25 protein-coding genes and 2 pseudogenes are annotated in these 24,075 nt (G+C 60.1%); 8 read left to right on the top strand and 19 right to left on the bottom strand.

The genetic code is table 11. From position 1 onward, the window contains the following. Positions 1–45 precede the first annotated feature (45 nt). A complete protein-coding gene (locus tag BM413_RS33225) occupies positions 46–621 on the bottom strand; it encodes a hypothetical protein (RefSeq protein WP_175544402.1) in 576 nt (191 codons plus the stop codon). Positions 622–692: 71 nt separating this feature from the next. On the opposite strand from BM413_RS33225, the gene BM413_RS22330 reads away from it, so the two are divergent. After that, the gene (locus BM413_RS22330; RefSeq protein ID WP_091917040.1) at positions 693–1,328 is read left to right on the top strand and encodes a HipA domain-containing protein; all 636 of its coding nucleotides are present in this window, start codon (positions 693–695) and stop codon (positions 1,326–1,328) included. Between the two features lie 24 nt (positions 1,329–1,352). Here the strand turns inward: BM413_RS22330 and virB11 are convergent, their stop codons facing one another. From virB11 to BM413_RS33685, 13 genes and pseudogenes are all read right to left on the bottom strand, one after another. Beyond that, positions 1,353–2,363, bottom strand: coding sequence for a P-type DNA transfer ATPase VirB11 (gene virB11, locus BM413_RS22325; protein ID WP_091917038.1), 1,011 nt, complete (start codon positions 2,361–2,363; stop codon positions 1,353–1,355). Between the two features lie 7 nt (positions 2,364–2,370). Beyond that, positions 2,371–3,543: a type IV secretion system protein VirB10 gene (gene virB10 / locus BM413_RS22320; protein ID WP_091917036.1), complete on the bottom strand. Its 1,173-nt coding sequence runs from the start codon at positions 3,541–3,543 to the stop codon at positions 2,371–2,373. Between the two features lie 9 nt (positions 3,544–3,552). After that, positions 3,553–4,407, bottom strand: coding sequence for a P-type conjugative transfer protein VirB9 (gene virB9 / locus BM413_RS22315; RefSeq protein WP_091917034.1), 855 nt, complete (start codon positions 4,405–4,407; stop codon positions 3,553–3,555). Next, positions 4,407–5,078: a VirB8 family type IV secretion system protein gene (locus tag BM413_RS22310; RefSeq protein ID WP_091917032.1), complete on the bottom strand. Its 672-nt coding sequence runs from the start codon at positions 5,076–5,078 to the stop codon at positions 4,407–4,409. Before BM413_RS22310 ends, virB9 begins: the two co-directional genes overlap by 1 nt. 4 nt (positions 5,079–5,082) lie before the next feature. Further along, positions 5,083–5,358, bottom strand: coding sequence for a hypothetical protein (locus BM413_RS22305; RefSeq protein ID WP_091917030.1), 276 nt, complete (start codon positions 5,356–5,358; stop codon positions 5,083–5,085). Positions 5,359–5,394: 36 nt separating this feature from the next. Beyond that, the gene (locus BM413_RS22300; RefSeq protein ID WP_091917028.1) at positions 5,395–6,330 is read right to left on the bottom strand and encodes a TrbL/VirB6 family protein; all 936 of its coding nucleotides are present in this window, start codon (positions 6,328–6,330) and stop codon (positions 5,395–5,397) included. Positions 6,331–6,333: 3 nt separating this feature from the next. Next, positions 6,334–6,567, bottom strand: coding sequence for an EexN family lipoprotein (locus tag BM413_RS22295; protein ID WP_091917026.1), 234 nt, complete (start codon positions 6,565–6,567; stop codon positions 6,334–6,336). After that, a complete protein-coding gene (gene virB5 / locus BM413_RS22290) occupies positions 6,564–7,262 on the bottom strand; it encodes a P-type DNA transfer protein VirB5 (RefSeq protein WP_091917024.1) in 699 nt (232 codons plus the stop codon). The genes BM413_RS22295 and virB5 overlap by 4 nt, the downstream gene beginning before the upstream one ends. Beyond that, positions 7,262–9,643, bottom strand: a complete 2,382-nt coding sequence (locus BM413_RS22285) for a VirB4 family type IV secretion/conjugal transfer ATPase (RefSeq protein ID WP_091917022.1) — start codon at positions 9,641–9,643, stop codon at positions 7,262–7,264. Before BM413_RS22285 ends, virB5 begins: the two co-directional genes overlap by 1 nt. Further along, positions 9,636–9,977, bottom strand: a complete 342-nt coding sequence (locus BM413_RS22280) for a VirB3 family type IV secretion system protein (RefSeq protein ID WP_091917020.1) — start codon at positions 9,975–9,977, stop codon at positions 9,636–9,638. The genes BM413_RS22285 and BM413_RS22280 overlap by 8 nt, the downstream gene beginning before the upstream one ends. A 4-nt stretch (positions 9,978–9,981) precedes the next feature. Next, positions 9,982–10,281 (bottom strand): TrbC/VirB2 family protein, encoded by a 300-nt coding sequence (locus BM413_RS22275; RefSeq protein ID WP_091917018.1) that lies wholly within the window; start codon positions 10,279–10,281, stop codon positions 9,982–9,984. Beyond that, positions 10,278–10,950: pseudogene (locus BM413_RS22270) on the bottom strand (lytic transglycosylase domain-containing protein). The gene BM413_RS22275 and the pseudogene BM413_RS22270 overlap by 4 nt, the downstream one beginning before the upstream one ends. Positions 10,951–10,953: 3 nt before the next feature. After that, entirely contained in the window at positions 10,954–11,493 is a 540-nt protein-coding gene (locus BM413_RS33685) for a hypothetical protein (RefSeq protein WP_091917136.1), read from the bottom strand. An 87-nt stretch (positions 11,494–11,580) separates the two neighbouring features. On the opposite strand from BM413_RS33685, the gene BM413_RS22260 reads away from it, so the two are divergent. Next, positions 11,581–11,943: a helix-turn-helix domain-containing protein gene (locus tag BM413_RS22260; protein WP_091917016.1), complete on the top strand. Its 363-nt coding sequence runs from the start codon at positions 11,581–11,583 to the stop codon at positions 11,941–11,943. 402 nt (positions 11,944–12,345) lie between these two features. Here BM413_RS22260 and traA read toward each other — a convergent pair whose 3' ends face one another. Next, the gene (gene traA, locus BM413_RS22250) at positions 12,346–16,986 is read right to left on the bottom strand and encodes a Ti-type conjugative transfer relaxase TraA (protein WP_091917013.1); all 4,641 of its coding nucleotides are present in this window, start codon (positions 16,984–16,986) and stop codon (positions 12,346–12,348) included. A 223-nt stretch (positions 16,987–17,209) separates the two neighbouring features. Between traA and BM413_RS22245 the strand changes: the two genes are divergently transcribed. From BM413_RS22245 to traG, 3 genes are read left to right on the top strand one after another with little or no spacing between them, the layout of a single operon-like run. Then, positions 17,210–17,497 carry a TraC family protein gene (locus BM413_RS22245; RefSeq protein ID WP_091917011.1) on the top strand — a complete coding sequence of 96 codons (288 nt, stop codon included), beginning with the start codon at positions 17,210–17,212 and terminating at the stop codon, positions 17,495–17,497. Then, positions 17,487–17,726, top strand: coding sequence for a conjugal transfer protein TraD (locus BM413_RS22240; RefSeq protein ID WP_091917009.1), 240 nt, complete (start codon positions 17,487–17,489; stop codon positions 17,724–17,726). The genes BM413_RS22245 and BM413_RS22240 overlap by 11 nt, the downstream gene beginning before the upstream one ends. Further along, positions 17,717–19,636, top strand: a complete 1,920-nt coding sequence (gene traG / locus BM413_RS22235; protein WP_091917007.1) for a Ti-type conjugative transfer system protein TraG — start codon at positions 17,717–17,719, stop codon at positions 19,634–19,636. The genes BM413_RS22240 and traG overlap by 10 nt, the downstream gene beginning before the upstream one ends. Positions 19,637–19,700: 64 nt before the next feature. Here the strand turns inward: traG and BM413_RS33680 are convergent, their stop codons facing one another. Next, complete coding sequence (locus BM413_RS33680) at positions 19,701–20,000, bottom strand: hypothetical protein (RefSeq protein WP_244537963.1); 300 nt, start codon at positions 19,998–20,000, stop codon at positions 19,701–19,703. 521 nt (positions 20,001–20,521) lie between these two features. Between BM413_RS33680 and BM413_RS22225 the strand changes: the two are divergent. Next, positions 20,522–20,775 (top strand): annotated as a pseudogene (locus BM413_RS22225) (WGR domain-containing protein). A 110-nt stretch (positions 20,776–20,885) separates the two neighbouring features. Here the strand turns inward: BM413_RS22225 and BM413_RS33220 are convergent. From BM413_RS33220 to BM413_RS33675, 3 genes are all read right to left on the bottom strand, one after another. Then, positions 20,886–21,047 (bottom strand): hypothetical protein, encoded by a 162-nt coding sequence (locus BM413_RS33220; RefSeq protein WP_165867690.1) that lies wholly within the window; start codon positions 21,045–21,047, stop codon positions 20,886–20,888. 539 nt (positions 21,048–21,586) lie between these two features. Continuing rightward, the gene (locus BM413_RS22220) at positions 21,587–21,910 is read right to left on the bottom strand and encodes a DUF736 domain-containing protein (protein WP_091917006.1); all 324 of its coding nucleotides are present in this window, start codon (positions 21,908–21,910) and stop codon (positions 21,587–21,589) included. A 788-nt stretch (positions 21,911–22,698) separates the two neighbouring features. Beyond that, positions 22,699–23,034, bottom strand: a complete 336-nt coding sequence (locus BM413_RS33675) for a hypothetical protein (protein ID WP_244537962.1) — start codon at positions 23,032–23,034, stop codon at positions 22,699–22,701. Positions 23,035–23,396: 362 nt separating this feature from the next. On the opposite strand from BM413_RS33675, the gene BM413_RS22210 reads away from it, so the two are divergent. Beyond that, complete coding sequence (locus BM413_RS22210) at positions 23,397–23,636, top strand: DUF2191 domain-containing protein (RefSeq protein WP_091917134.1); 240 nt, start codon at positions 23,397–23,399, stop codon at positions 23,634–23,636. Then, entirely contained in the window at positions 23,626–24,060 is a 435-nt protein-coding gene (locus BM413_RS22205) for a TA system VapC family ribonuclease toxin (RefSeq protein WP_091917004.1), read from the top strand. The genes BM413_RS22210 and BM413_RS22205 overlap by 11 nt, the downstream gene beginning before the upstream one ends. The last annotated feature ends 15 nt before the right edge of the window (positions 24,061–24,075 follow it).

Here is a 24,075-nt window from a genome sequence, read left to right as displayed (position 1 = left end):
TGAGCTCGGCGTTCTCATTGTTAAGCTTATCTGCGAGCAGCTTCTTCAAACGCTGATTCTCGGTTTCAAGCTCGGCCAGATCCTTGTCCACATCGTACCGTGTCTCCGTCCCGGATGATGGCGTGCCAGAATTTTGCCTTGGGGCGCACTTGCGCCGTTCGGCTTTTTTGAGATCACCGCTCGAAAAATGCTATCAGAAATCACCGACGCCTCTTTCGGCTTAACACTTGGCAAGTCGATGCCTGCCCGCTGGCGACTGGTTGCCTTTCCCAGCCGGCTTTTTGTGACTGTTCGAATTTCGGGAACGACATCAACCTTCGCCGGCTCTTGATTGTTAACGGAAGACGCCTCAAGCGCCTCACTTAATGCACCAGAGACCTCTTGGGCGCTTGGCCTTACATCCGCGTTGGGAAGGCTGTCAGAACTTATGTTGTCTGGTGCGGTTGGCGCCTGAACGGGGCTTTGAATGGCAGAACTATCTTTACGCTCGCGCAACTCATCCTCGACCTCGACAGCATGCGCTTTCAGATCAACTGATCCCCAAATCGAACTGGATTTTGTTTTGGTGAGACGCCGGGTCGGTCTTATCTCTACCACGAAATCCCGGTGAGGCCGTTTCATTTTCTTCACGCCCATTGAGTTTAAGGAACGAAAATCCGCGCAGTTTACTTCGTTCGCGTCTTCGCCGCTAGATCGCCGATTTCGGCGAGCGCCGCACACTGATCGTCGAGCGCTTCGATCGTCTGTGGACTCGTGATGGCCGCCTGCTGCGCCTGCCGCAGGAAGATTGCTGCCAGGCACTATCAGCCCCACCGACAAGGAAATACCAGTCGGACGGTGGCCCCGATCTGCGCGCTATCATCGACCTGCTGAAGGGCAGCGATACACCCGATGACGATGTCATGACCTTTATGCGGGCAACCGTCATCTTTTGGCTCATCGGGGCGACTGACGGTCACGCCAAGAACTTCAGTATCTTCCTGACCCCCGGGGGGCGTTACCGGCTAACACCGCTCTATGACATACTGACCGCGCAGCCCAGCCTCGACGCCAACCAGATCCCGCGCAAGAAATTCAAATTGGCCATGTCAATCGGCAAGAGCCGGCATTATGCGATCCATGACATCGTGCCACGCCATTTCATGCAGACTGCCGACCTTGCCGGCATCGGCAAGCTGGCGATGAAATCACTGTTCGAGGAACTTGCCGCTTCAGCCGACAGCAATATGGACAACGTCGTAAAATCATTGCCGACGAACTTTCCATCCGCGCTGATCGATTCCGTGACGCAGGCGTTGAAACACCGTGCCCGGATGCTCAGCGAGTAGTGCGCAGAAGAAACAGCTTTGGCTTCAGAATGTAGAAGGCTTCTCATTGCCATCTCGGTACCAAATCTCCGCGATCCTGAACAACCCGCGGATTCGCCTGCATTGAATGACCACGTCTATCGAACTTTCAAGCAATCGCCGAATGTCGTCCCTGGCGAGGCCATTGCCGCCTTCAGACTCCTTGACCAGCAATGTCAGCTGCTCAAACGCCAGGCTGGCTGAATCGGCGTGGACCGTCGTGATTGAGCCAGGATGCCCAGAGTTCACGTTGCGGATGTAATAGAAAGCCGTACCGTCCCGCAGCTCTTGCAGCAGGATGCGATCCGGCCGCATGCGCAGGCAAGCTTCCAGAAGTTCCTTTACGCCGATCTTCGAGAGCCCCTGCCCGTCCTTCGAATAGAATAGGCGCACATGGTTCGATTGCGGAATAACAAGCTCGGGCGTGTCCTCGATAGAAATGATCCGCTCATTTGAGGGAATATGTTGGACAAGCGCCTTAGATAGTGTCGTTTTTCCGGAACCTGTAGCACCGGAAATAATGATGTTCCTGCGCGCAAGTACGGCCTCTTGCAGAAATGCGCGATACTGACCAGTGCGATAAGCGTCGAGGAGTGCACCATTCCGATGCGACACCTCGGACGAGGGAAGGACATCTTCGAACAGCCCTTCCCGCTCCATATCCTCCATGGTGAGGAAAACCGACGATGGCTTTCGTATGGTGATGCTGACTGATTTCGTGGTGGTAGCCGGGGGCACGACGATCTGAATCCTCTCCTCGTCCGGCAGTGTCGCCGAGAGGAGTGGCCGCGTCTCGTCGATCCCCTGATTGGAAAAGCTGGCGACGGCCCGGGCCAACCGCATCAGCTTGTCAAAGGTAAGGGACGGTCTGTCGTGGCGCGACCAGCCGCCTGCCCCTTCCGTTAGGACCTCGCCCGGCTTGTTGATGACGATCTCATAAAGGCTGGTATCATTGAGAAACTCGGCTAGAGGGAGCAGCAATTGGCGGACGACGCCCGCGTCGGAGTTTTCCGCCATCCTTGTCTTACTTCGTGACCAGATCTGATCGCGGGCGGAAATCGCCAAGCACCGCGCGATCGAAGACCCTGTTGTTGGGCTCTGTCACCTGCAACCTGTAGACGCCGGAAAAATCGAGATCGCGCGCCACGAAGACCGAGACGAGTTCGCCATGGTGTTTGAGAAGCGTCGGAGGGATGTTGATCGATTGTTCTACGGCAACCGCCACCGCCTGCTGGCCGGCACTCGTGGTGTTCTGCGCGTCGACGTTGCTAGCCTGAAGAAGGCCATTGGCGTAGCTCGTGGCATCGCCGACGATGGAGAGGAGAAGCGCACTTCCAAACCGCTCCCACCAATGCGTGTCGACGTAGCCGTCGACCCCGGCTCGGCCAAGTGCATCCGTCGCCGGCGAGGCTAGCGTGACGATGACGCCATTTGGCGTTTTCGCACGGTTCCAGAGCACGAACAGCCGCTTTTGACCGCGCTGCAAACCGCCACGATATTCACCAACGACCTGAGTGCCTTTCTCCATCAGCACGACCCGGCCATTGTCGGAGAGAACGTCCCGGTTAATCACACAGCTTGTGAAGCCGGGCTGGTCCGACGTCAACGCCGTCTCCAGTACGCATGGGATCGAAGTTCCCATCGCGACAATGAAGTTGCGGTTACCGAGCGTACCGGCACGCGAACCCTCAAGCCGGGTGGGGCGCAGCAATCCGTCAAATCTCTGTTCATCGTTGTTGGCCGCGTTCTGGCCCATCATGGTTCCATCGAGCGGCAAAAAATTACTGTCCGCCGGTGTGGCATTTTCCTCGCCCGGGCGCGGTGGCGTGATATTTCGCTGCCCACCGCTATAGGCCATGACAGGCGCGCGACGGGCGGAGTCGAGCAGCGGATCTTCCTCCTTCGCCTCCTGGGTCACGATCGGGGTCGGCAGCCTCACCTCCGGCTCCGTCCGGATGGGCTCTGCCATTTCCTTGGCTGGCTCGAAGTTTGCCGTCTGCCGAATAACCACTCGCTCCGGCCTTGTCGTATCCATTGGGGCCTTCTCGCCGCTCATCGACCACAGAGAAAAGGCGACAAAGGCAACGATGGCCAGCGCCACGGCGCCCCGTTTCAAGATGGGATTATTGTCGATTTTCGTGGCAGTAACGGTTTCGGCCCGCTCGCCCGGTATGCGGCCTTCGTCTTCCTGATCCATGACGACATCCTATCTCGTTGTGCCTGTGCCGGTCCGCACGACACGCTCGACCGATGGAGAGGTCGTGTTGGTGTTCGGATTGATGCCGACCCGGTGATAGGCCTCGTTGAAGACGCAGAGCACATCCCCTCCCCGGCGCAGGATGAACTTGCGGCTGATCGCGTGGACAAGAACCACGTTGCCATCGACGGATTTAGGCACCAGCCTCTCGGTGCCATCCGAATTCTCTATATAAATCGCCGGCATCTCCTGGTTGCCGACGAAGGCAAAGGTTGTGACCTTTCCATTGTCATAGACAGATTGCGGCTCCAGCGCCTGTGAACCCTGTGCCGAGTAGCGCCAGTTCCGTGGTCCATAGGCTTCATGAATCGCCAGCACATTGTCGGCCTCCTTTGCCTGCGCCGCGACTGCACGGGCAGCCGCGACCTGTCGCCGACGGTCAGCTTCGTCGGCCGGGTACCGATATTTGACGTAGAAATAGGTGTTCTGGCCGACCTCCACGGATCCGTCCCGCACCGTCAACTCCATCTGGTAGCTGCGGGTTGACCCGTCGCGCCGGGTGGTCACGACGGAGATATTGGTAACCGGTTGGCTCTCTCGCGGCTTCAGGAACAGGATATTTCCGGCGGGCGCGACCTCCCAGGCAACGCTATTGCCGAGTGCGACATGGGCAATCTCCTCGTCGGCCGCGAACTCGACCTGCACAGAAGAACGCAGCGATCCGATGATCCGGGTGATATTGTAGGGCCGGTAGTCAACGAAGCGCACGCGACTGTCCTGCGATGCGCCGCGCGGGATTTCGAGGGCAAGTGCCGTCGAAGCCGAGCCCGCCAACAGGAAAGTGACGATTGCAAGTGTCCGCATCAGTTGATCGTCTCCGGGTCTGCACGATATTCACTGACCGCGAATCCGAGCGGGTTCACAAGCCGATCAGTCGATGACATCGGCGCGTTCACATAAGAGAAAGTAAGCATCGCGACCCAGTGCGTCGTCCGGACCTCCTCGCCTCGGGTGATCGTGCGCATGTAGCGAACAGACACAACATTCGGGTTGATAAGGGATATCGATGCAATGTTTACGCGCGCCGTGGCACCGCGCCCGTAGGTATTCTGCGGTGATTCCGGATTGCCGCCGCGATGGAACGCCGAGTACCGCGTCTGTTCCGGCTGAGTCGACAACAAGGCAACCGTGCGAAAGTTCTGTTCCGCTTCGCTCCGAATATAGCCTTCCCGTGCACGAACATATTTTGCGGCGAAGTATTTGGTCACGGCCTCATCGTAGGTGCCGCCCGTCGACGTCAGTGCGGAAACGACGTCGACGATGCCCGTCGAATTGTCGACCCGCACGACGAACGGCTCGACTGTCTTCAGTGGCGTCAAGGCGGCAACCGCAAAAATCGACGCGCCGGCAAGGACGCCTGCCACAATGGCAATTGACCAGGCGATGCGCGCTGAGCGTTCGACCTGGATCATCCGATCCTGATCGAAGCGCCGCGCCTTGTCGAAATAAGGCTTGAGTTCGTGCCTCGAAACCATCGCGTCAGCCTTCGCAATCAAGAGAGGGGGCATCGATTTTGAGATGGGCAAAGGTTTGCAACTCCTTGGTCTCTGCGACATAGGCCGCGGCTCCAGGCTCGGCAGCCACCGACCGGACATCCGAATGTTTCTGGTTGAGGTTGATATTGTCCTCCCATTGCCACATCGGTCGGTTGAGCGGTCGGCGCGAGTATCCGTCGCATTTCGGGAGCGGATAGGTTTGCGATGCGCAGCCGATCAGAACGGCCGCCATGCAAAGCAATGGGAAAATTCTGATCATTCCAAGAAAGTCCTTTTCTTGTTCGTGCGAGGGGCGTCATGACCCGGCGCGTTTCGTGGTAAAGGTGCGCCCCACAGCGCGGACGCCACGTCCAGCGGCCCTGAACGTGCGTGACGCCGCCCAGGCGAGCGTGCTGTCATGGGCATCGCGTGCGGCGCCGTAGCCATAGGTCAGTGACGCACCGCCAGCAGCCAGCGCTGAGGCGATATTTGGGAGCTGATAGAAGACATAGAGGGCGGAAAGGCAGATGGCGCAAAGCGCAATCGGGCGCATCAGGACGTCGCTATAGCCCTCGATAGCCGTGAAAGTGGTGTCGATGCTAGTGATAAGCAACGAGCCTACGGCGACAACAAGAACCTGAAGGATCACGAAGTTGACCAGTTGCCCGATCCAGGCTTCGGTGAAGCGCCTTGTCGACTGGAACATGGCGAGCGCCACGAAGATCGGCCCAATCGCAAGCACTATGGCAAGGGCCAGCCGAGCATAAAGTGACACGATGTAACCGATCGCTGCAACGATGAAGCTCGCGCCGATCACCATCATGCCTCCGACACCGGTAACAATATCGATCGGCCAGGAGGCCCGCGACCAAATGTCTCTGGCGGAAGCCTGCCCCTTTTCGAGAAGGCTGTCGAATGTCGAAGCATTTGGCGCCGTGCCGGTGTTCAGCGCCTGCGAAATCTCGCGCGGCAGGACGTCGAAGAAGATGTTTGTGACATAAGTCTGGTATTCGCCGGCGTTCTTCACCAACGTCACGATGATGGCGAGCTTGATCGCCCGGCAGGCAAAGTCGAGGATCGGCTCCTGGACGGAGCCGCGGAGGACAAGATAGCCGTAGAGCACGATGTAGAGGGTGACCGCTGCCGTCAACGGGTCTGAAACCCATTCAGAGATGTTCGAGGTCCCTGTGGAGATGAAGGTGTCCAGGGGCGTCTTGAACTGCTCGTCGACGAAGCTGAACACCTCATACATGGCTCAGCCTCCCAAGGACTGCCGCATGCGCTGGAGCCGGAGCTTGCCGTCGGCCGCTTCGGCGTTCCTGCAATTGGCGGTGTCACGAAGCTCGCCCGGATTGTTGTGGCAATTCGAGATGATGTTGGAAAGCAGCGCCTCGTCCGCGACCAGTTCATCAACGGTGTAGGTCCGCTGGGCGTCATTCGAGCAGGCCGCCAATCCGAGCACCGCGACAAAAAGAAAAAATCTTCTCATTGCAGTGCCGCCTTGATTGCATCCATGCGTTGACGCCAATCTTCGGCCTTGCGTTGCTCGTCGACCTGGGTCTGCGCTTGCTGCACCATGCGGAGGCCTTCCATGCGCAGCACATCGGTCTGGAGGAAGGCCGTTTCCGCCTGAAGCCGCGCCTGGAGATCGGCAATATCCTTGGCGTCGCTCGCCGACGAAATCTTCTCGCGCAATTGGTCGATGCCATCGATGCGTTTGGTCGCAGCGTTGTAGATTTGCTGGCCGAGGCTCATCTGGCCGGCATTCTTGTTCTGGATGCGGGACAGCTCCTGTGCATAAAAGTCATCGGCACTGGTGCGATAGGTCGAATTGCCCTCAAGGAATTTCGAGGTGGTATCACCAAAGACACCGGAGCCTTCGCCCTTGAGCACTCGCTCGATGGCATTGAAGTCCGCCGGCAGCGCCTTGCGGATTGCCGGATCGTTCAGAACGCCGGCGATATCCGCCATGTTGGTCAGCTTGTTGAAGGAGCCATAGAGCTGCTGTGCCTGATCGATCTGCTGTTGCAGGGCATCGAGTTGTGACTTGAGTTGCGCGATGCTCTCGATGTGTTTGGCGATTGCGGTCTGATCAATCACCGGTATCCCCTGTCCCGCTGCACTGCCGGGGGAAAGGATAAGCGCAACGGCGATTGCCGGACCATGAATTCGATAGCAAACCATCAGCTCGCACTCCTTTTTTGCTGAAAAACGGGAACCCAGTCCTTGGTATCGTCACCCACCTCCGCGCGGATCGCATCGGCGAGTTCGACATTGGCGGTCCTGCCAGACAGGATGGCGAGTTCGTCTTCGAAGCCATTGAGGTCAAGTTCGGCAACGACGCTGTTGTGCCCCTGCTTTAGAACGAACCGACGGCTCTCGACGGATAGTTCGTGTGCAACCAGCTCATATTCGCGCTCCGTCAATTTGAAGCCGTCGACATAGTCGGCGCGATTGCCGCGGGCGTTAGGCAGGAAGACCTGTGTCAGACATTGCTCGATGATCGTATGAGCGATCGGCGAGACGATCGCATCGCGCGGGCTTTGCGTGGCAAACAACATCAGACCGTTTTGCTTCCTGATCGTCTTGAGTTTGTTCTGGGCGAGATCCAGGAATCCTTCGTCCTGCAAAGCTTTCCAAAATTCGTCGATGACAATGATGATGCGCCTGCCGTCGATCAGTTGCTCGACGCGATGGAAGAGATAGGCCATGAGCGGCGTGCGAATTTCCTCATTGTCGAGAAAGTCGGTCATGTCGTAGCCGACGAACTTCCTGCCAACACCGAACCCGCCCAAGCCGATGTCGTCGATGACGTTGTCGAAAACCCAACCGAGCGGCCCACCCCTTTCCCACCGCCGCAGCCTTGTCGCGATCCCTTCAAGCTCCGAGTTGTTGAGAAAAGTTCGCAGCGCGCCGATCGTGCGCTGCTCTACTGGCAGATCGGCAAGTCCATCGATGGCGGCGGCAATGTCGTGCAGTTCGGTCATGGTCAGCTCCCGCGTCGCCGAGCCGACAAGCTTGCCAACCCAGCGCGCAAGGAACACCTTGTTCTTCGCAGTCAGTTCGAGGGCCTTGAGAGGAGCGCAGCCGGTCGGAACGCCGTTCTTGAGGGGCAAATAGGTGCCGCCGGCGGCACGCACGTAGAGATCTGCTCCTCGGTCCTTGTCAAAAAGCACCACGTGCGGATGATGCTTTTCGAGCTGTGACAGCATGAAGTTCAGCAGCACGGTCTTGCCGGCCCCTGAGGGTCCACAGACAAAAGTGTTGCCGAGATCGCCATAATGGAAATTAAAGTAGTATGGCGACCCGGACGCCGTCCTCAGGAGAGCGACGGCGGGACCCCACTCATTGCCGTCTTTCTGACCAATCGGATAGGAGTGGAACGGCGACAGGGCTGCGAAATTCCGTGACGTGATCGCACCGGATCGGGCGCGATAACGAAAATTGCCGGGCAGTTGCGCCCACCAGGCCGCCTCAAGACCAAGATCCTCACGGGCGACCACTGCACCCCCGTTCGTCAACCCAGCCCGTGACTTGGCAAGATTGTCGGTCAGCTCTTTCACCGTTGGGGCAAAGACCGCAAGAGACAGATGATGCTCGCCCAGCACGAACCGGTTGGACTCCAAATCGTCCATCGCCTCATCGAGTTCGTCGATCTGCGAGGCCGCCTTGTCGCCGCTGCTGATCATCTGGTTCTGCTTGCGGCCCATGATGGTGCGGGCGTCGGCCTTCGAGACGAAGGAGAATGATTGGGCCAGGATAAGCTCAAAGGGGCCAGTGAGCACGCTGTCGAGCATCCCGACCCTGGTGCGGGCCGGGTATTCCTTGAAACTTAGCATGCCTGCGTAACGGCTCTCGGCCTCGTGCCGGATTTCGACCGTCTCGCGGCCGATGATGATGCGGTCGGAATAGATTGCAGACGCAATACGGCCTTCGGTCAGCGGAACCGGTTCCCGGCGTCCGCCGACGATCTGATGCAACACCTCGCTAGGTTCGGAAAACAGCAAGCCATCGTGCTCGTAGAGGGACAGCACGCGGGGCTTGAATCGTGTCAGCGCGGCCATGACATCAACAACCTTCTCCCGAAGCTGCTTCATGGCTTCCTGGTCCAGTTCAACGCCCGCGTAACGTGCCTGTCGCAGGCGCGAAAGCAGCTTTGCGGCTTTGTCGGCTGGATCGCGCGCCGGCGACCAGAGGATCGTCAGGTAAAGGTCGTTGCGAAACAGATCCTCGCGCACCATCCGTTTACGGTACTTGTCGTTGAGCGCAGTCGAGAACGAGGTCGTGAAAGTTCCATCCGGATAGCTGTTGTCCCGCCGGCGGATAAGATGGGTCCACAAGGCAAGCCGCTCGTCGGCGATATTTCTATAAAGCGTATTGAGATCGCGATGGAGCGTGTTCAGGTCGAGCACATCCGCGGTCTCGAACGAGGCGCCTTCCAGCACGATCATCATCATCAGCGCGCGGGAATTGAGCGCTATCGTCGACTCATCAACGTGACGGACATAGGGGATAAAGGTCTCCGGACCCAGTTCACGGGACCTGAGGGTGGTGCGGTCAGGCAAATCCGAGATCCCCTTCGTTATAACGCCGGGCGAGTTTCAGCGGCGACAACGTCGCTCCACCCCAATAGAAGCTGTTGCGCGACCGTCCGCGTGTTTCCATCCACGCAAGCAGGATGCGGAACATGTTGTGGTCGTGCTTGACGAGAGCGCGGAACACGACATGAAAGACGACGCCGATGAGTGCGTAGGCAATCGAGCCGGCGACGATATAGAGAATGGTCGTAAGCATGATGTTCATGCCCATGGCTTCCATCGTCACGCCGGCGATCATAGCGGGCCGGGTGCAGGCGATGAACAGCGTGTCTTCCGTGAGCTTTGGCCGGACGGTCACCATGCCGTCAGACTCCAACGATCGTGTTCACGAGCTCGGTTGCGCCGAAGATACCGCCAATTCCGATTATCCAGAACCCCGCCCTTCTGAGGTCCATGTAACCGAACATCCAGGCGATACAGATTACGATCACTGCGATGATCGCCAGCAGTTTGGCGATATTGCCCGTCAGCATGTCGACGATATTTTGCAGGACGGTTTCGATGCCGGCAGCCTGTGCGAAAACCGGCTCGACCCACACGGTCACAATGACCGCCGCCATCAAACCGGAAGCCGCTGTCGGGCGAATACTGGAACTGAAGGTCATTTATTTTGCTCCATTTGACCGTTCTGAAAATATGAGGACAGAGGACCGCCGCGGCGAATTGAAAACATCCCAAGACTGCGCGGGCATTGTCTGATCGGTATGCAGGTCGTCCCTGAAGTCTTCTGCCGCCGCGTCGACGGCCATCGCCTCACTCCGTCCCCTGCCCTGCCCGACACCTCCGATCGTCAGTGTTGCGAGAATTCCGCCTAGCCGTTTGACCTCCTGACGGACTTGCTCGTCGTACTTGACCATGGCACCGACGGAGGGATCGTTGCGCCCGTAGTAGGATTGCAACATGACCTGCTCAGCTTGCTCCTTGTTGGCGCCGGACTTGGCCGCGATCCGGTAATAGCCGTCGAGCAGCGTCACCGTTGCCTGAAGGTTGAGGCATGGATCAAAGGCTTCGGAGATCGAAAGGTTGAGTTTCCGCAGTTCTTCAACGCCGATCCCACCGAGACCGAGCTGGATGTCCTGTCGTTCAGCGGCCAGCGAGGTTGCGATCTCGATCGCCTCCGCCTTGGTTGCGGTTTGCCTCGTGAGGGGCGGTCCGTTGTTGATGCGGATAGCGAATGGCTCGAAGCGGCTTTCGATGCTTACGACGCCGGCAAGAATTTCCGCTGCGACAATGGGTGCGCAGGTCTGCGCCAGTCCTATGAAGGCTACAGGCATCGGTCAGTACCAGACCCTTTGCTTGCCGACGCCCTCGATGGTCACGTCAATGAAATGGGGCTGTGCCCGCACGTTCGGCCGGGTGGCGATCTTAGCGACGCATTGGAAGCGTCCGCCCTCGCGTTGCCAACGCGCTGACACGACGGAACCGCGATCGCCACCATGGCTGTCACGCCCCGATGAACAAAACCGATTGTCTACCTGCCGGACGGATGCAGAGAGGCAAGCTGCGTCGCGCCCGCGCGGTCCAAACGAGCTGATGAGCGCATATCCGTCGTTGCAGTAGTATGGCTGGTAGCCGGGACGCGAGCTATGGAAACCGACACCACTGCAGGTCGGGAACGAACGGCCCTTGGCGAGCCACCACCAGAGCTTGTCGATCGGTGGTCGGCACTCGGCATATTGTGCGGGACCGCCGGGGTTGGAAAGACACAGGATAACTTTGCATCCCCACCCATCAGCTCGCGCTTTACCGTCGAAAACGAGAGAGAATGGCGCTAAGCTGGCTACAGCGACGAGTGCCCTTATGAGAGACCTTTTCATGATCACCACCCTTTCCAGGCGAAATTCCTCCAAAGACCGATCAGCCTTGCAACTTGTTATACTGTCTTATATCTGATAGTATAAAAAATGACAAGCGTGCTCAATGCGCATTTACAGAATCAGCTGTTTTCGGCCTACGCCTTGCAGGAAATTCTTGACAACCCGATTGAAGGCGAGACGCCACAATCACGGTTGAAGCAGGTTGGCATGATGACGGTGCTCTATATGATACACCAGAGTCACGAAAAGCTAACTCTCTCAAATATAGTCGAAATTACTGGATTAACACGAAACGCGGTGAAGGAATCCGTTGATCCGCTCGTCGCCCGAGGCATATTGAGAGAAACGCTCGTGAAGAATTCAATGGGCCGGGGAACTGCCCGGCAGTTTGAATTCCATCCCGAACTTTTCGAGAGGTTAAGCCGCAGCGGCAGCTCTTCCAAACCGTAATCATACTGTTTTATTTCTGATATTATGAGCCCGCTGCCGCAGCTACGGAATCGACTCGGAAGCGAAGCCGAATGTCCTTCAAAAGTGACCCACACTTCAATGGCCAGGGGCCAACGAAGGACATGAATGGCATCCGATACAGTTCGAAAGAGACTCTCGCGAAGCTTCGCCAGACTGACGCACAGAATGCGAAAGGCAAATCGATGGCGAAGGCAATTCGTTCGATAGCTATGACGGAAGTTACATACCGGTGCTGCGCAGGCGGGAGATTGCTCACATACTGGAGGGTCATCGATGAGGAGTCTGCCGATGCGATAAACAACGCGCGCGCCAAGCTCAACAAGGCGAGGCCTCTCAAACAGCGATGCAAACTGACAGGTCATTTTCTCGATTCGACAAGTCTCAGCGATCTATACCGTGCGCGCGATTGATATCTCGCGGGCGCCGCTCTGTTAAAAACCGCTCGCTTTCTTGCCTGCGGACTGTCTGCTGCAAAAACTTCAGCTTTTCCTGCATGGCATCGAATGCCCGACGTTGCGCCGAGGCCACACGATCGATCACGTTCTTCTCACCGCGCAGAATGGCGTTGCGGCCAAAGCGTTCATCTAGGGCCCGGCTGACCGCCGCAAACTCGCGCCGGATTTCGGGGGGAAGGTCAGCACCGATATTCATCTTGCTGCCCTTGGTTTCCGACGTCTCCTTCTGCGCTTTCTTCAGTTGCGCCGTCAGCTTGCCCAGAGTCTCTTCGGCCGCGTCCGACAGACCCGGAATGACGATTGCCATGCGGCCCCGCTCGATGGTGACGGCTTGGCGCTCGGCATCGAAAGCGCTCGCCCAGGAGGCACCGAGCGAGCGCAGACGGGCGGCCGCTTCCAGCACGGTCGCCAACGCGTCCTTTCTTTCCCGGCCGGACGCGAGCAACCGGTCCATCAGGCGATCCGAACCACGCAGTGCCCCATAGGCAGCGGGATCGTTGGTCACGGCGTTCGCGATCCGGTCGCCGGCAACACCCTTGACGATCAACTCCTCGACCTTCGCGATGGCGCCGGCGGGATCGCGCCAGACGCGCGCCGCGGTGTCTGCGAAGGTGGAACGGTTATGGCGATAGTGCGCAACGCTGAGCGCCCGCGTGCGCGCCTCCTCGTCCACGGGCGTTTTGAACTCCGTCACCGCGGCAAACATCGGCAGCACGGCTTTTGCTTCCTTGCCGAACTCGACACTCGCACCGGCCACGATCTTCGACCGATCCGTCCTTTCAGCCAGATGCTGCTCCTCGACAAAGCGGCGGACGACCTCGAACAGCCGCGTCAGTTTTCCGCGGCGTCCATCCGTGAGATCTTCCGGCATACGCTCGACAATGTTGCGTTCGGCAACCGCATCCGCCTTCGAGGTGAAGGCGCTCCAGCCGAAGCGGGCGGTTAGTGCATCGCTGACGGCCTTCACTTCCTGCACCACGGACCGGTCCTCTACCGCATACGCAAAGGCAGTCTTGTAGGCATCGTCCCCACCCCGCCGGCGTACCGCCTCGACCTCCATCAAGCGCGTCATGGCCTGTTTCGAGATTGCTGGAACCGACAACGACATTACGGCGCGACGCATGTTCTCACGCTCGCGGAAGTATTCGGCATTGCGGCGGAACGCCGTCGCATGGGCGCGGGCCAGGGGCAGCAATTCATCCAGAACCGCCGACGTTATGCCGTGCTTGTCCCGCGCCTCGGGACCGTCGACGATGCGGTCCGAACCGCGCAGACGGCCAAGCCGCTCCGGCACGGCAGCGAGATCGTTGGCAAGCTTGCGCGGCTCGATCGGGTCATCCGAGGCGAGAGCGTTCAGGTTGACAAGTGCGGCGTCCGGGTCGCGATAGATCTTTTCTAGCACCGGTCGCAGAATATCCTCGCGCTCCTTCCACCGTGGCGAAGCAAGCTGCGCAAGCCGGGCATCCTCGTCGACACTCCGGGCAAATGCAGTCGTCGGTGGAATCAGATGGTGCCGGCCGATCGAAACTTCTTCCGCGCCGGATTGTGTCCGTTGCTCGTCATACGAGACCTGCCGTTCCCGCTCGATCGCGAGGCCGAGCGCCACGCTCGCCCGCTCCCAGAGCTTCGCCACCTGCCTGCGCTTCTCCGCAACCCACGCCAGCCGCCGCGCAACACCCTCCTCCATCCCGGCCACAGCCTCGGCGAGACCATCGAGCCCGCGCCGCCGAGCGAAGTCGCTGGCATGCGCCTGGTATCCGGCCTCGCTCTCGAAATCGAGCGTCGTCGTCTTGGCGCCGGATCGCCCGAGGCGATCGACCATCTGCCTGAACAGTTCCGGTCGGTGGCTCTCGCGCTTGATCCGCTCCTGGCGGACTTCGGCGGTTTCGATCTGTTTGGCCGTCCAGACGTTCCGGTCGACCTCCCGTTCTTCGAAGCATTTCTCGCCCGTCTGCTTATCGATGACGGGTACCGTCACCTTGACCTTCTCGATGCCGTCCTTGCGAAGCGTCACGGCATCGCCTTCCAAGACGCCGGCCTCCTTGAGCGCCTTCGGCAGGCTCACGCCCCAAAGCCGGTGGACGGTTCCATCATCCGTCCTGACGTCGGCATAGGGGCTTTCGTCGGCATCCTCGTTATCGGGTCGGAACTTCGCTTGTCCGGCTTCCACCAGCTCGCCGGTGACACCGGCCATATGATCGACACGCGCCTTTCGGCCGCATTCGGGCTTCGCCTCAAAATCTTCTCGCGCCGCATAGAGATCGGTGCGATCACGATGACGGGTCATCGACACATAGGTCAGGTGCTGGTCCATCATGCCGGTGGCGAGTACGAAGGTCCGGTCGACGGTGGCGCCTTGCGATTTATGGATCGTCACGGCATAGCCGTGATCGACATTGCGATAGCTGTCCTCGCTGATGACGACGTCGCGGCCATTGTCGAGGCGAACCGCAAGCAGCGTATCGCCTTGGCGGTCGCCGGTGGAAACGACCGTGCCGAGCATGCCGTTCTTGACGTATTGTCGGCCGAGATGCCGCGCACGCGGTTCAAGGAAGCAAGCGTTTTCCAGGAAGATGATGCGATCGCTGACGGCGAACTCGCGCACCCCACGCGCTGTCTGGAATTCGCGCGCACCCGCCAGCGCGCCTTCATTGTTCATCACTCGGCGCAGGGACTCGTTCAGCTTCCGCACGTCATCATTGGTATGTGCGAGAACGAGAAGTTCGTCACCGCGAAGCCGGCCAACCGCACCGTCCGAGACGGTTTTCTCGATCGCCTGCTTGCACGCATCCGCCCAGTCGGAAACGATGCGTTCGATAATTTCCTCACGCGTTTCGGCTTCGAGCAAACGACCGTGCGCAGCATATGCGTCGAGTCCCTCCTCGACCTTGCCGCAGGCGAAGAGCCGCGAGGCCTCGCGCGCCCATTGGTCGCGCTGGCGGCGCACGCCGGCAAGTTCGGCAAAACCGACACGCGCCGAAATCGCCCGGAACGCCGCGCCTGCCTGGATGGGCTGGAGCTGCATCGCATCGCCGACCAGTACGACTTTCACCCCCGCCTCTTCCGCGGCCTTCAGGACGCGTGCCATCTGCTGCGAGGACACCATTCCGGCCTCGTCGACGACCAGCACGTCGCCGCGGTCGAGCAGCTCGCGTCCGCCGGACCAGGCGAGTTCCCAAGACGCGAGCGTCCGCGACTTTATCCCGGAACTGTCTTCCAGCCCTTCTGCGGCTTTGCCGGCAAGCGCCGCACCGATGACCCGGCGCCCCTCGCCTTCCCAGGCAACGCGCGCGGCGGCAAGCAGCGTCGATTTGCCGGCGCCGGCGAGGCCGACGACGGCCGCGATTGCGCTGTCGCCCGTGACGTGACGGACCGCATCGACCTGTTCTGTATCGAGCTTGAAGGGCCTTTCCGGATCGGCCATCTCCACGCTTCTGATCGCGGCCGTGACATTTCGCGCCGCAACCCTAAAGCCCTTGCGCTTCGACAGGGCCTCAGCCGACTGCGCCATGTTGTATTCGATGCGCAGAATCTCCCGCGTGGTGAAGACCGCTGGCTCCGACGCTTTGCCGGTCTCAGCATCGATCTCCTGCAGCTTCAACGTAACCAGTTCATTCGAGGCCATCGACCGCGCACGAATATTTGCGAAATCGGCCGGATCGTCGACATAGCGGTGCAGCGCCTTGGCGATATCACGCTCGTCGAAGGTGGAGCGCTCATTGCCGAGCTGCTTCAGCAAGAGCTCCGGTTCGGCCAGCAACCGGTCCGCCATCTCCTGCCGCCGCGCAAGATCGGCCGGGGCAAAATACATCTCAACGCCCTTGCGAGCGAGTGCTGCCTTCTCCGGACCATGATGTCTTTGCGCGATGCCGTCGAGGCCCTGCTCGGCATAGGAACGACCATCAATGCGGATCTCGTGACCGGCAAGCGCCAGATGCCGATTGGCCGTTTCCGCCCAGGCAATCTTCCAGCCCTTCATGGTTTCCTTGTCGCCCGCCCAGAGCTTGTAGACGATCTTGCCGTTCGGCCGGTCGGGCGTGACAACACGCAACGGCTCGCCATCCTCGCCGAGCACAGGAACCTTCTTTGGCCCGAACCCCTCTTCCGTCAGGGGCCTCAATGTAGCCATCAGGTGGATATGCGGATTGCCCTCTTTGTCGTGATAGACCCAGTCCGCGACCATTCCCTTTGACGTGAAATTGTCCCGCACGAACTCGCGAACCAGCGCGATGTTCTCTGCCCGCGTCAGTTCTTCCGGCAGCGCGATGATGAGCTCGCGGGCAAGCTGCGCGTCCCCCCGCGTCTCGAAGGCGTCGAGCGCATTCCAGAGCGCCTCGCTGGCTTTGGCGACGGATTGCCCCTCAATCGCTGTCTTCAGCCAAGCGGGAGTCTGGTCGGGCAGCGCCAACTCCTCGTGCATGAGTTCTGCGGCGCCGCCCCGATAGCTGAATGACGTGCCGGCCTGCTGGTCCATCATCCGGGCACGATGGCGATAAGCGGCGGCCGAGACAATGCTGCGTCCCGCTCCCCTGCTGATCACCTGCGCTCTGACGAACATGATCGCCACTGGCGTCTCCAGACCTCTTCAGGCACGTCGCGACAGCGACGTATATTGCGCCCTCAAACCAATCGGCCTGCCAGGGCCGATGCCGCTTCTCCGAAAGACGGCCTTTCGCCGGAATTTCGGCTGTGACGTTTTCGGGATGACGGAAGGTAGCCTCTTTTACTATCGTATACCAGATAGTATAATAGTCGGCGTTCAGATTGGTCCAAAAGGAAAGGATGCTGGTATGGCCGCAAAATCGTCAATCTCGGACATTGACGCCCAGATCGAGAAGCTGCGTGAACGCCGACGAAACCTGATCGTAAAATCTGCCGATCGCTTCGCGCGTGCCGCCACGAAATCGGGCTTGGCGGAAATGGAGATCGCGGACGAGGAGGTCGACCGCATCTTCGAGGAGATCGCCGTGCGATTTCGCAGAGGGGAGAAGAAGGGGGCTAGTGGCGCATCTGCTTCGACGCGTGGACAGGCAGGTGGCGGGACTGGAAGGCCGGCGGCGGTTTCTCATGACGGCTGACCGCAAGCGCGAGGCTCGCGAGAAATTCCTACTCGGCGGCATTGTCGTGCGCGCGGGATTGTCGAAGGCTGACCGGGCCTTCCTGCTCGGTGGTCTTCTCGAACTGGCAAGGGTCGCCCCGGGTTCCGCAAAGCACCGGCGGCTTCGCGACATCGGCGAGGAGGCGTTCAAGGCTCCCGCGCTCGATGACCGTTCACCTCGGATCGAGGAGACGGCGGAATGGCGCTGAAGGCAAATCCGCATCCGAGCCTTTTACTCGTTCTGGTGCCGATCGCGGTGGTGGCGTTCGCCGTGTATGTCGTCGGCTGGCGATGGCCGGCGCTCGCGGTCGGCCTTACCGGAAAAGCCGAATACTGGTTCCTGCGGGCGTCACCAATACCGACGCTTTTGTTCGGACCGCTTGCCGGGCTCCTGACCGTTTGGGCGCTGCCATTGCACCGGCGAAGACCGGTCGCCATAGTGAACCTCATCACGTTCCTCGCTGTCGTCGCCTTCTACGCATTGCGCGAATATAGCCGGCTCTGGCCGTTCGTGGAGAGCGGCGCGCTGACATGGAACGCCGCGCTCTCGTACCTCGACATGGTCGCGATCGCGGGTAGCGTTGTCGGCTTCATGGCGATCGCGGTCGCGGCGCGCATTTCGACCGTCGTGCCCAAACCGGTGAAGCGCGCAAAGCGAGGAATCTTTGGAGATGCAGACTGGCTGTCCATGTCGGCCGTTGGAAAGCTGTTTCCGCCAGACGGTGAGATCATCGTCGGCGAGCGCTATCGCGTCGACAAGGAAACCGTCCACGAGGTGCCGTTTGACCCTAACGATCCAGCGACATGGGGACAGGGCGGGAAAGCGCCACTCTTGACCTACAAGCAGAACTTCGATTCCACCCATATGCTCTTCTTCGCCGGCTCGGGCGGATACAAGACCACCAGCAACGTGGTGCCGACGGCGCTGCACTATAGCGGGCCGCTGGTCTGCCTCGATCCGTCCATGGAGGTTGCGCCGATGGTGGTCGCGCATCGAACCCGCGCGCTCGGCCGCGAGGTGATGGTGCTCGATCCGCGCAATCCCATCATGGGCTTCAACGCGCTGGAGTGGATCGAAACGTCCGGGCAAAAAGAGGAGGATATCGTCAGCGTCGCGCACATGCTGCTGTCGGAAAGCGTACGCTTCGAATCATCGACGGGGTCATACTTCCAGTCCCAGGCGCACAATCTGCTGACCGGCCTGTTGGCGCACGTGATGCTCTCGCCGGAATATGAGGGACGGCGAACCTTACGCAGTCTGCGGCAGATCGTTTCCGAGCCGGAGCCGTCCGTCCTCGCCATGCTGCGCGACATTCAGGAGCATGCCGCCTCCATCTTCATCCGCGAGACGCTGGGCGTGTTCACCAACATGACGGAGCAGACATTCTCCGGAGTCTATTCGACGGCGTCGAAGGATACGCAGTGGCTGTCGCTCGACAGTTACGCGGCGCTCGTCTGCGGCAATGCGTTCAAATCGAGTGATATCGTCAACGGGAAGAAGGACGTGTTCCTCAATATCCCGGCGTCGATCCTGCGCTCTTATCCGGGCATCGGCCGGGTGATCATCGGCTCGCTGATTAATGCAATGGTGCAGGCCGATGGCGGCTTCAGGCGCCGGGCGCTGTTCATGCTCGATGAGGTCGATCTCCTCGGCTACATGCGCGTCCTCGAAGAGGCGCGCGACCGTGGTCGCAAATACGGCATCAGCATGATGCTGATGTACCAGTCGGTCGGCCAGTTAGAGAGGCATTTCGGGAAGGACGGCGCGACGTCATGGATCGACGGCTGCGCCTTCGCCTCCTATGCCGCGATCAAGGCACTCGACACCGCGCGCAACGTCTCGATGCAATGCGGCGAAATGACGGTCGAGGTGAAAGGCAGCTCACGCAACATCGGCTGGGACACGAAGAACCGCGCGGCGCGGAAATCGGAGAGCGTCAACTTCCAACGCCGGCCGTTGATCATGCCGCACGAGATCACGCAATCCATGCGCAAGGACGAGCAGATTATCATCGTTCAGGGCCATAGTCCGATCCGCTGCGGACGGGCGATCTATTTCAGGCGGAAAGACATGGACAAGGCGGCCAAGGCCAATCGGTTCGTCAAAGCGATCCCATAGCGTGTCGACATTGTTCCGGATCTCCGACCGACGGAAACAAACGGTTCTGTACCGGCCACCAGCGCTACCGGCCACGGCGGCGGTAGCGAGCAAACGGATCTTCCGCGCCGGGCGGCGTGATCCAGTCGAGGAAGATCGAATAGCCGACCGCAAAGGCGGCGCATCCAATCGCCATCAGAATAAAGGCCCAGAACGGCATGCCGTTGGCGGCGTCGGGATGGGCGAAGACGGTGATCGCCATCGGCACCATCACGATCCCGGCCAGCAACAGCATTCCCGTGAACGGGCGGAACATGCAAAGGACGTAGAAAGCGAGATACCAGGCACTAAAGAGAACGGCCCTCGCAAGGCCGAGGACGATCATGAATGGAAGACGGACGACTAAGCGGAGCACGCGGGACGTCGCGCTGCGGCCCGTTGGGCCACCTTTATGATCGATTGGCGGCGGGTTCATTGCGGATTTTGGCAAGTACAGACTTTCAGATACCAGAGAGTCTAGACTTAAGAAGGGATCCAGACAAGAACGCGAGCCTAGAATAGACGCCGATCGAGCTAGTCCATCCGCGCCGTCCTTGAGGCCGGCTGGGTCGGCGTAATTTTGGAAGTCGGAGGTGAGCCTCGTGGCCTTAATGGTGCGTATCCAGCGACCAGCCAGCGGGGGGAGCGCGAACGGGTATCCCATGCGACGGGACTGCCGATCTATCCGGCTGAGACGGCGTAGCCGGCTTGGGGAACGGCGCAAGTAGAGCGCGACCGACCAAAATTCGGCTCGCCCGGAGACCGCGCAGGCAGGACCAGCGATTGATCACGAAAATGAATCGGCATGGATCGACGGATTCATAAGTGTCATTGGACGCGAAAACCTGATCAGGCGATTCTTCCGCCATGCTCACTCAACCATACCAGCTCTGTATCGGGCGCACGGACGCGACGAGGAACATGGCGCGCTTCTATTCCCTGTCGATCGAACCGGCGCTGTTCGGGACACTGTGCCTTACACGGCGATGGGGCGTATCGGTTCCGGCGACCAGATGATGGTGCACCATTTCGCGTGGGAGGCGGGCGCGGTGCGCCTCTTCCTCGATCTGTTGCGGGCGAAGCGCGCACGCGGATACGGAATAAGACCGGCAAACATATAGCGCCTGCCCCATTCCTTCGGCGGTGCGCAGGTCGGTTGGAAGCGGAGCTTCCGGCCGGTCGCGCCGGTCGATCCGGCGCGACCGGCCCGGATTGCAATCACAGACCTCCCTCAGTGGGGAGGCTCTGCGTCGTCGCCGAAGAGGTCGGCCATCGCTGCGTCCAGTTCGGCGCAGGCTCGCTTCAGCTCGGCTTCGATCTCGTGGCGTTCTGCGGGATAGACGGCGTTCCGCAGCTCGGCCCGCAGTTCCTCGATGTGCTGTTCGATCGACATTGTCGTCTCCTTTTAGTTTATGAAAGATGACGACGGCGTCTGTGGCACGGCGGAGGGGTCAAGGATCGTGGTACGCGACCGCCGGAGGCGGCAAGCGGAGGAACCGATTTTTTCGGCGAGCCGCGCCAGCGGTTCGTTGAAAAAATTGGAGGGGCCGCGACGTCCTTGAGGCCTTCGCCGCGCCACGGCACGATCGGAGGATCTGAGCACACGTTCAGGCTCCGTTTGGCACCAAAATCCATCCGGCCGCAGGGCGCCAGCGGGCGGAATCTGCACACCGGACTTCTCAGTGGCGTAGAGCGAGCTGAGCTGGCTCCAGCCGTGGCCGACCGTCTCGCCAGCGTCCGAGTCGATCCGGCACGTGGTCGTTCGCACGCGCAAGTGGTTGGAGGGTCACGGCAGCATGGTGGCGATCGCCGTTCGATCTCGGGTTCAGCAGGGCTGTTCAGAAGACGTTCAATTTTGGGAATGGTCATGATTGTCCCCGTGGCAGAGGCAAAGAAGGAAGCCGGCCCCTTGCGGGACCGGCTTAGCTTGGTTCAGTTCGGTTCGTTCCAGAGGATGACTTTTTTGCTTTCGTCTCCGCCTGGGGCCGGGGCGACGTTGCCGAAGATGACACCGATCTCGGGGGCTTCGAGCTTCACCGAGAGGTATTCCACGCCGCTGCGTGGCGAGATCCGGTTCCAGCCCGCGCCGATTTCGAAGCCGGTGCGCTTGTTGACGATGCGGTAGTCCGGAGCTTCCTCACGGGACTTGTTGGCGTTCGGCAGGACGGCGATCGGGGCGTTCACCCGGAGCGTTGCGAAGACGCCTTCCATCGAGCCGTCGGCCTTGGCGGTGAGGGTTGCGATTTGGGATGCCATTGTACTTCTCCTTCGGTAGTATCGGGTCCATTCCCGATGGCGGCGCTGGAGAGGGCCGTCCTGCTGCGGTCAGGCCGGCACAATTTCTGGAAAATTCTTTTTGCCGAAAATCCGGGGGCGAACGTCCCCGCAGGCAAAACTTGAAAAGAATTTTCCAGAAATTTTGTCGGCTGTACCCCAATGGGGTTGACCGCAATAAGCAGGCGGTCCTCCACAAGTCGACATAACAAGGGAATGGACCGGATGCGGCCGATGGCGCGGCACACCAGGCAGCCCGACCGCCGCACTTGCTGCCACAGGGTATGCTCGCAGGAGCGCCATAACGTCGCTCTGCGTCCCTGCGCATCGCCGTTCTTTAGCGGACACCGGCCCGCGAATGCATCTCCGCCTGCCGCATCAGTTCAACAGACGCCCGGCCTCGAAACATGCTGCCGCTGGTTCACGGTCCCGCCGCGCGGTGGTTCGGATACGCGCTTCGGGCCGAATGGCGCGCTCCGCGGAGGGCATCATTTTCGGCGACGCCGTTGTCGGTCGCCCGGGCGCGCGGACAACAGCTTCATCCAGCGGACCGACCCGGTATGGCGCGGACCAAGCCGGTCCCGCAAGGGGCCGGCTTCCGTTCGGCAGGCCGGCGCCACGGCTGCTCGACGCCAACAAAACGACCACGCTGCCGGGCCTCAATGGTTCAAGTTGTCGTGCTCGTCCGGCATCATACGCGCCTCGACCTGCCGGTCTACGTCCGAGCCTGCACGGTCGATCAAGGCTCGCCACCCGGGAATGGACGGTGCTTACCACACCGCGCGCCATGTCGTAGACGACGCAGGGCGAGCCGATCCAGGCCCGGTGCACATTGAGCGCGGTCCCGGCAAGGCGCCGTCCCAGATCATCAGCCCGCAGTCGGCGCGCCTCGCCATTTCGCGGTCCTTCGCGGCATGGACAGCGAAACAGTGCGCACCGGTTGGTGGTTCGATGTTGTAGGCTGCCCAGTCGCCGAGATTGTTGCGAGGTTCTCTACCGCCATGGAAGACGCAGACATGCTCGTAGCCGTAACCGGCGAGCAGGCTCGGTACTTCGGTGTCGGCTCCGGATGCATCGCGGACCGGGACGCCATGCTCGGCCGTCACGATGTCGCCGATGCTCGCGATGACGCCCTCCGCAGTTTGAATATGTCGCGCGATCCGCCTATGAAAATCATCGCCATTGAGGCTCTCCTTTCTCTCTCCAACAGTTCTGCCCCCTCCTGATCCTCCTCTCCTTCTGCGTAAGGGATCGTTGCCGAAGGCCGCGACGGCGCAGCCAGACCGGCGAGTGGCGGACGCTACGAGTAGAGCTCGGGTCGGCCAAGGGCCGACGCGCCCGATACTCATCGTGCGGCGAGGCAATTGCAGCCACACTGCTGACCGCTGCGTACTTGCTCTCAAGAAGTCTGTTGCGCATAACCTTCCTGCAGGATAGGATACAGAAATCTGTATGGATTGTCGCGCCAATGAAAACAACGCTTGACCTGAACGATGCTCTGCTGAGTGAGGCGAAGGCTCTCGCCGCGCAACAGCGTATTACGCTCACGCGCTTGATCGAGGAAGGATTGCAGCTTCGTTTGCGCAAGCAAAAGATGCCGTCCAAAGCTGTGAGGCTACCGGTCTACAAGGGCAAGGGCGGATTGGCGCCCGGTCTCAATGGCCTTAGCAATAAGGCCATGCTGGACGCCGCCGATCATGACGCCTGACGTCAACATCCTGGTTGCTGCTTCTCGCGACGACCATCCGCATCATCAAACCGCCCGATCTTGGCTTGAGCGTGCCGTTTCCGCGGCGGGACAAGGCTCGCCTTTGACCCTGCAACCGATGGTGATCGCAAGCTTTCTGCGACTGGTGACGCATCCGAAAATTTTCGTCAATCCGACACCGATTGCCGAAGCGCTGCGCTTTATTGAGGCATTGCTGCAAGCGCCGAGCGTCGAACAAGCCATGTTGGGCGGCGAGATGGCTATGCTTGCACGGCTATGCCTGGAAAAGTCGCTTTCCGCCAACGACATTCCCGATGCGTGGCTGGCGGCCGCGGCGATCCATCAGGGCGAGCATGTCGTGAGTTTCGATGCGGACTTTCGGCGCTTATTGCCCAAGGACCAATTCACGCGTTTGGCCACATAAGACCGCTCCCGCACA

The sequence above is a fragment of the Mesorhizobium sp. YR577 genome (assembly GCF_900116595.1).
Classification (GTDB): domain Bacteria; phylum Pseudomonadota; class Alphaproteobacteria; order Rhizobiales; family Rhizobiaceae; genus Mesorhizobium_M.
The sequence above is the reverse complement of the archived record's forward strand: the minus strand, read 5'-3'. Positions and strand labels throughout refer to the sequence as shown.

Excerpts from the sequence above, each read along its gene's own strand:
- virB11 (WP_091917038.1), bottom strand. The coding sequence starts at position 2,363 with ATGGCGGAAAACTCCGACGCGGGCGTCGTCCGCCAATTGCTGCTCCCT.
- BM413_RS22275 (WP_091917018.1), bottom strand. The coding sequence starts at position 10,281 with ATGACCTTCAGTTCCAGTATTCGCCCGACAGCGGCTTCCGGTTTGATG.
- BM413_RS22210 (WP_091917134.1), top strand. The coding sequence starts at position 23,397 with ATGAAAACAACGCTTGACCTGAACGATGCTCTGCTGAGTGAGGCGAAG.
- BM413_RS33225 (WP_175544402.1), bottom strand. The coding sequence starts at position 621 with ATGAAACGGCCTCACCGGGATTTCGTGGTAGAGATAAGACCGACCCGG.
- BM413_RS22280 (WP_091917020.1), bottom strand. The coding sequence starts at position 9,977 with ATGGTGACCGTCCGGCCAAAGCTCACGGAAGACACGCTGTTCATCGCC.
- BM413_RS33685 (WP_091917136.1), bottom strand. The coding sequence starts at position 11,493 with ATGAAAAGGTCTCTCATAAGGGCACTCGTCGCTGTAGCCAGCTTAGCG.
- BM413_RS22295 (WP_091917026.1), bottom strand. The coding sequence starts at position 6,567 with ATGAGAAGATTTTTTCTTTTTGTCGCGGTGCTCGGATTGGCGGCCTGC.
- BM413_RS22205 (WP_091917004.1), top strand. The coding sequence starts at position 23,626 with ATGACGCCTGACGTCAACATCCTGGTTGCTGCTTCTCGCGACGACCAT.
- BM413_RS22310 (WP_091917032.1), bottom strand. The coding sequence starts at position 5,078 with ATGGTTTCGAGGCACGAACTCAAGCCTTATTTCGACAAGGCGCGGCGC.
- BM413_RS22260 (WP_091917016.1), top strand. The coding sequence starts at position 11,581 with ATGACAAGCGTGCTCAATGCGCATTTACAGAATCAGCTGTTTTCGGCC.
- BM413_RS22220 (WP_091917006.1), bottom strand. The coding sequence starts at position 21,910 with ATGGCATCCCAAATCGCAACCCTCACCGCCAAGGCCGACGGCTCGATG.
- BM413_RS22240 (WP_091917009.1), top strand. The coding sequence starts at position 17,487 with ATGACGGCTGACCGCAAGCGCGAGGCTCGCGAGAAATTCCTACTCGGC.
- BM413_RS22305 (WP_091917030.1), bottom strand. The coding sequence starts at position 5,358 with ATGATCAGAATTTTCCCATTGCTTTGCATGGCGGCCGTTCTGATCGGC.
- virB9 (WP_091917034.1), bottom strand. The coding sequence starts at position 4,407 with ATGCGGACACTTGCAATCGTCACTTTCCTGTTGGCGGGCTCGGCTTCG.
- virB10 (WP_091917036.1), bottom strand. The coding sequence starts at position 3,543 with ATGGATCAGGAAGACGAAGGCCGCATACCGGGCGAGCGGGCCGAAACC.
- BM413_RS22245 (WP_091917011.1), top strand. The coding sequence starts at position 17,210 with ATGGCCGCAAAATCGTCAATCTCGGACATTGACGCCCAGATCGAGAAG.
- traG (WP_091917007.1), top strand. The coding sequence starts at position 17,717 with ATGGCGCTGAAGGCAAATCCGCATCCGAGCCTTTTACTCGTTCTGGTG.
- BM413_RS33680 (WP_244537963.1), bottom strand. The coding sequence starts at position 20,000 with ATGATCGTCCTCGGCCTTGCGAGGGCCGTTCTCTTTAGTGCCTGGTAT.
- BM413_RS22300 (WP_091917028.1), bottom strand. The coding sequence starts at position 6,330 with ATGTATGAGGTGTTCAGCTTCGTCGACGAGCAGTTCAAGACGCCCCTG.
- BM413_RS33220 (WP_165867690.1), bottom strand. The coding sequence starts at position 21,047 with ATGTCGATCGAACAGCACATCGAGGAACTGCGGGCCGAGCTGCGGAAC.
- virB5 (WP_091917024.1), bottom strand. The coding sequence starts at position 7,262 with ATGGTTTGCTATCGAATTCATGGTCCGGCAATCGCCGTTGCGCTTATC.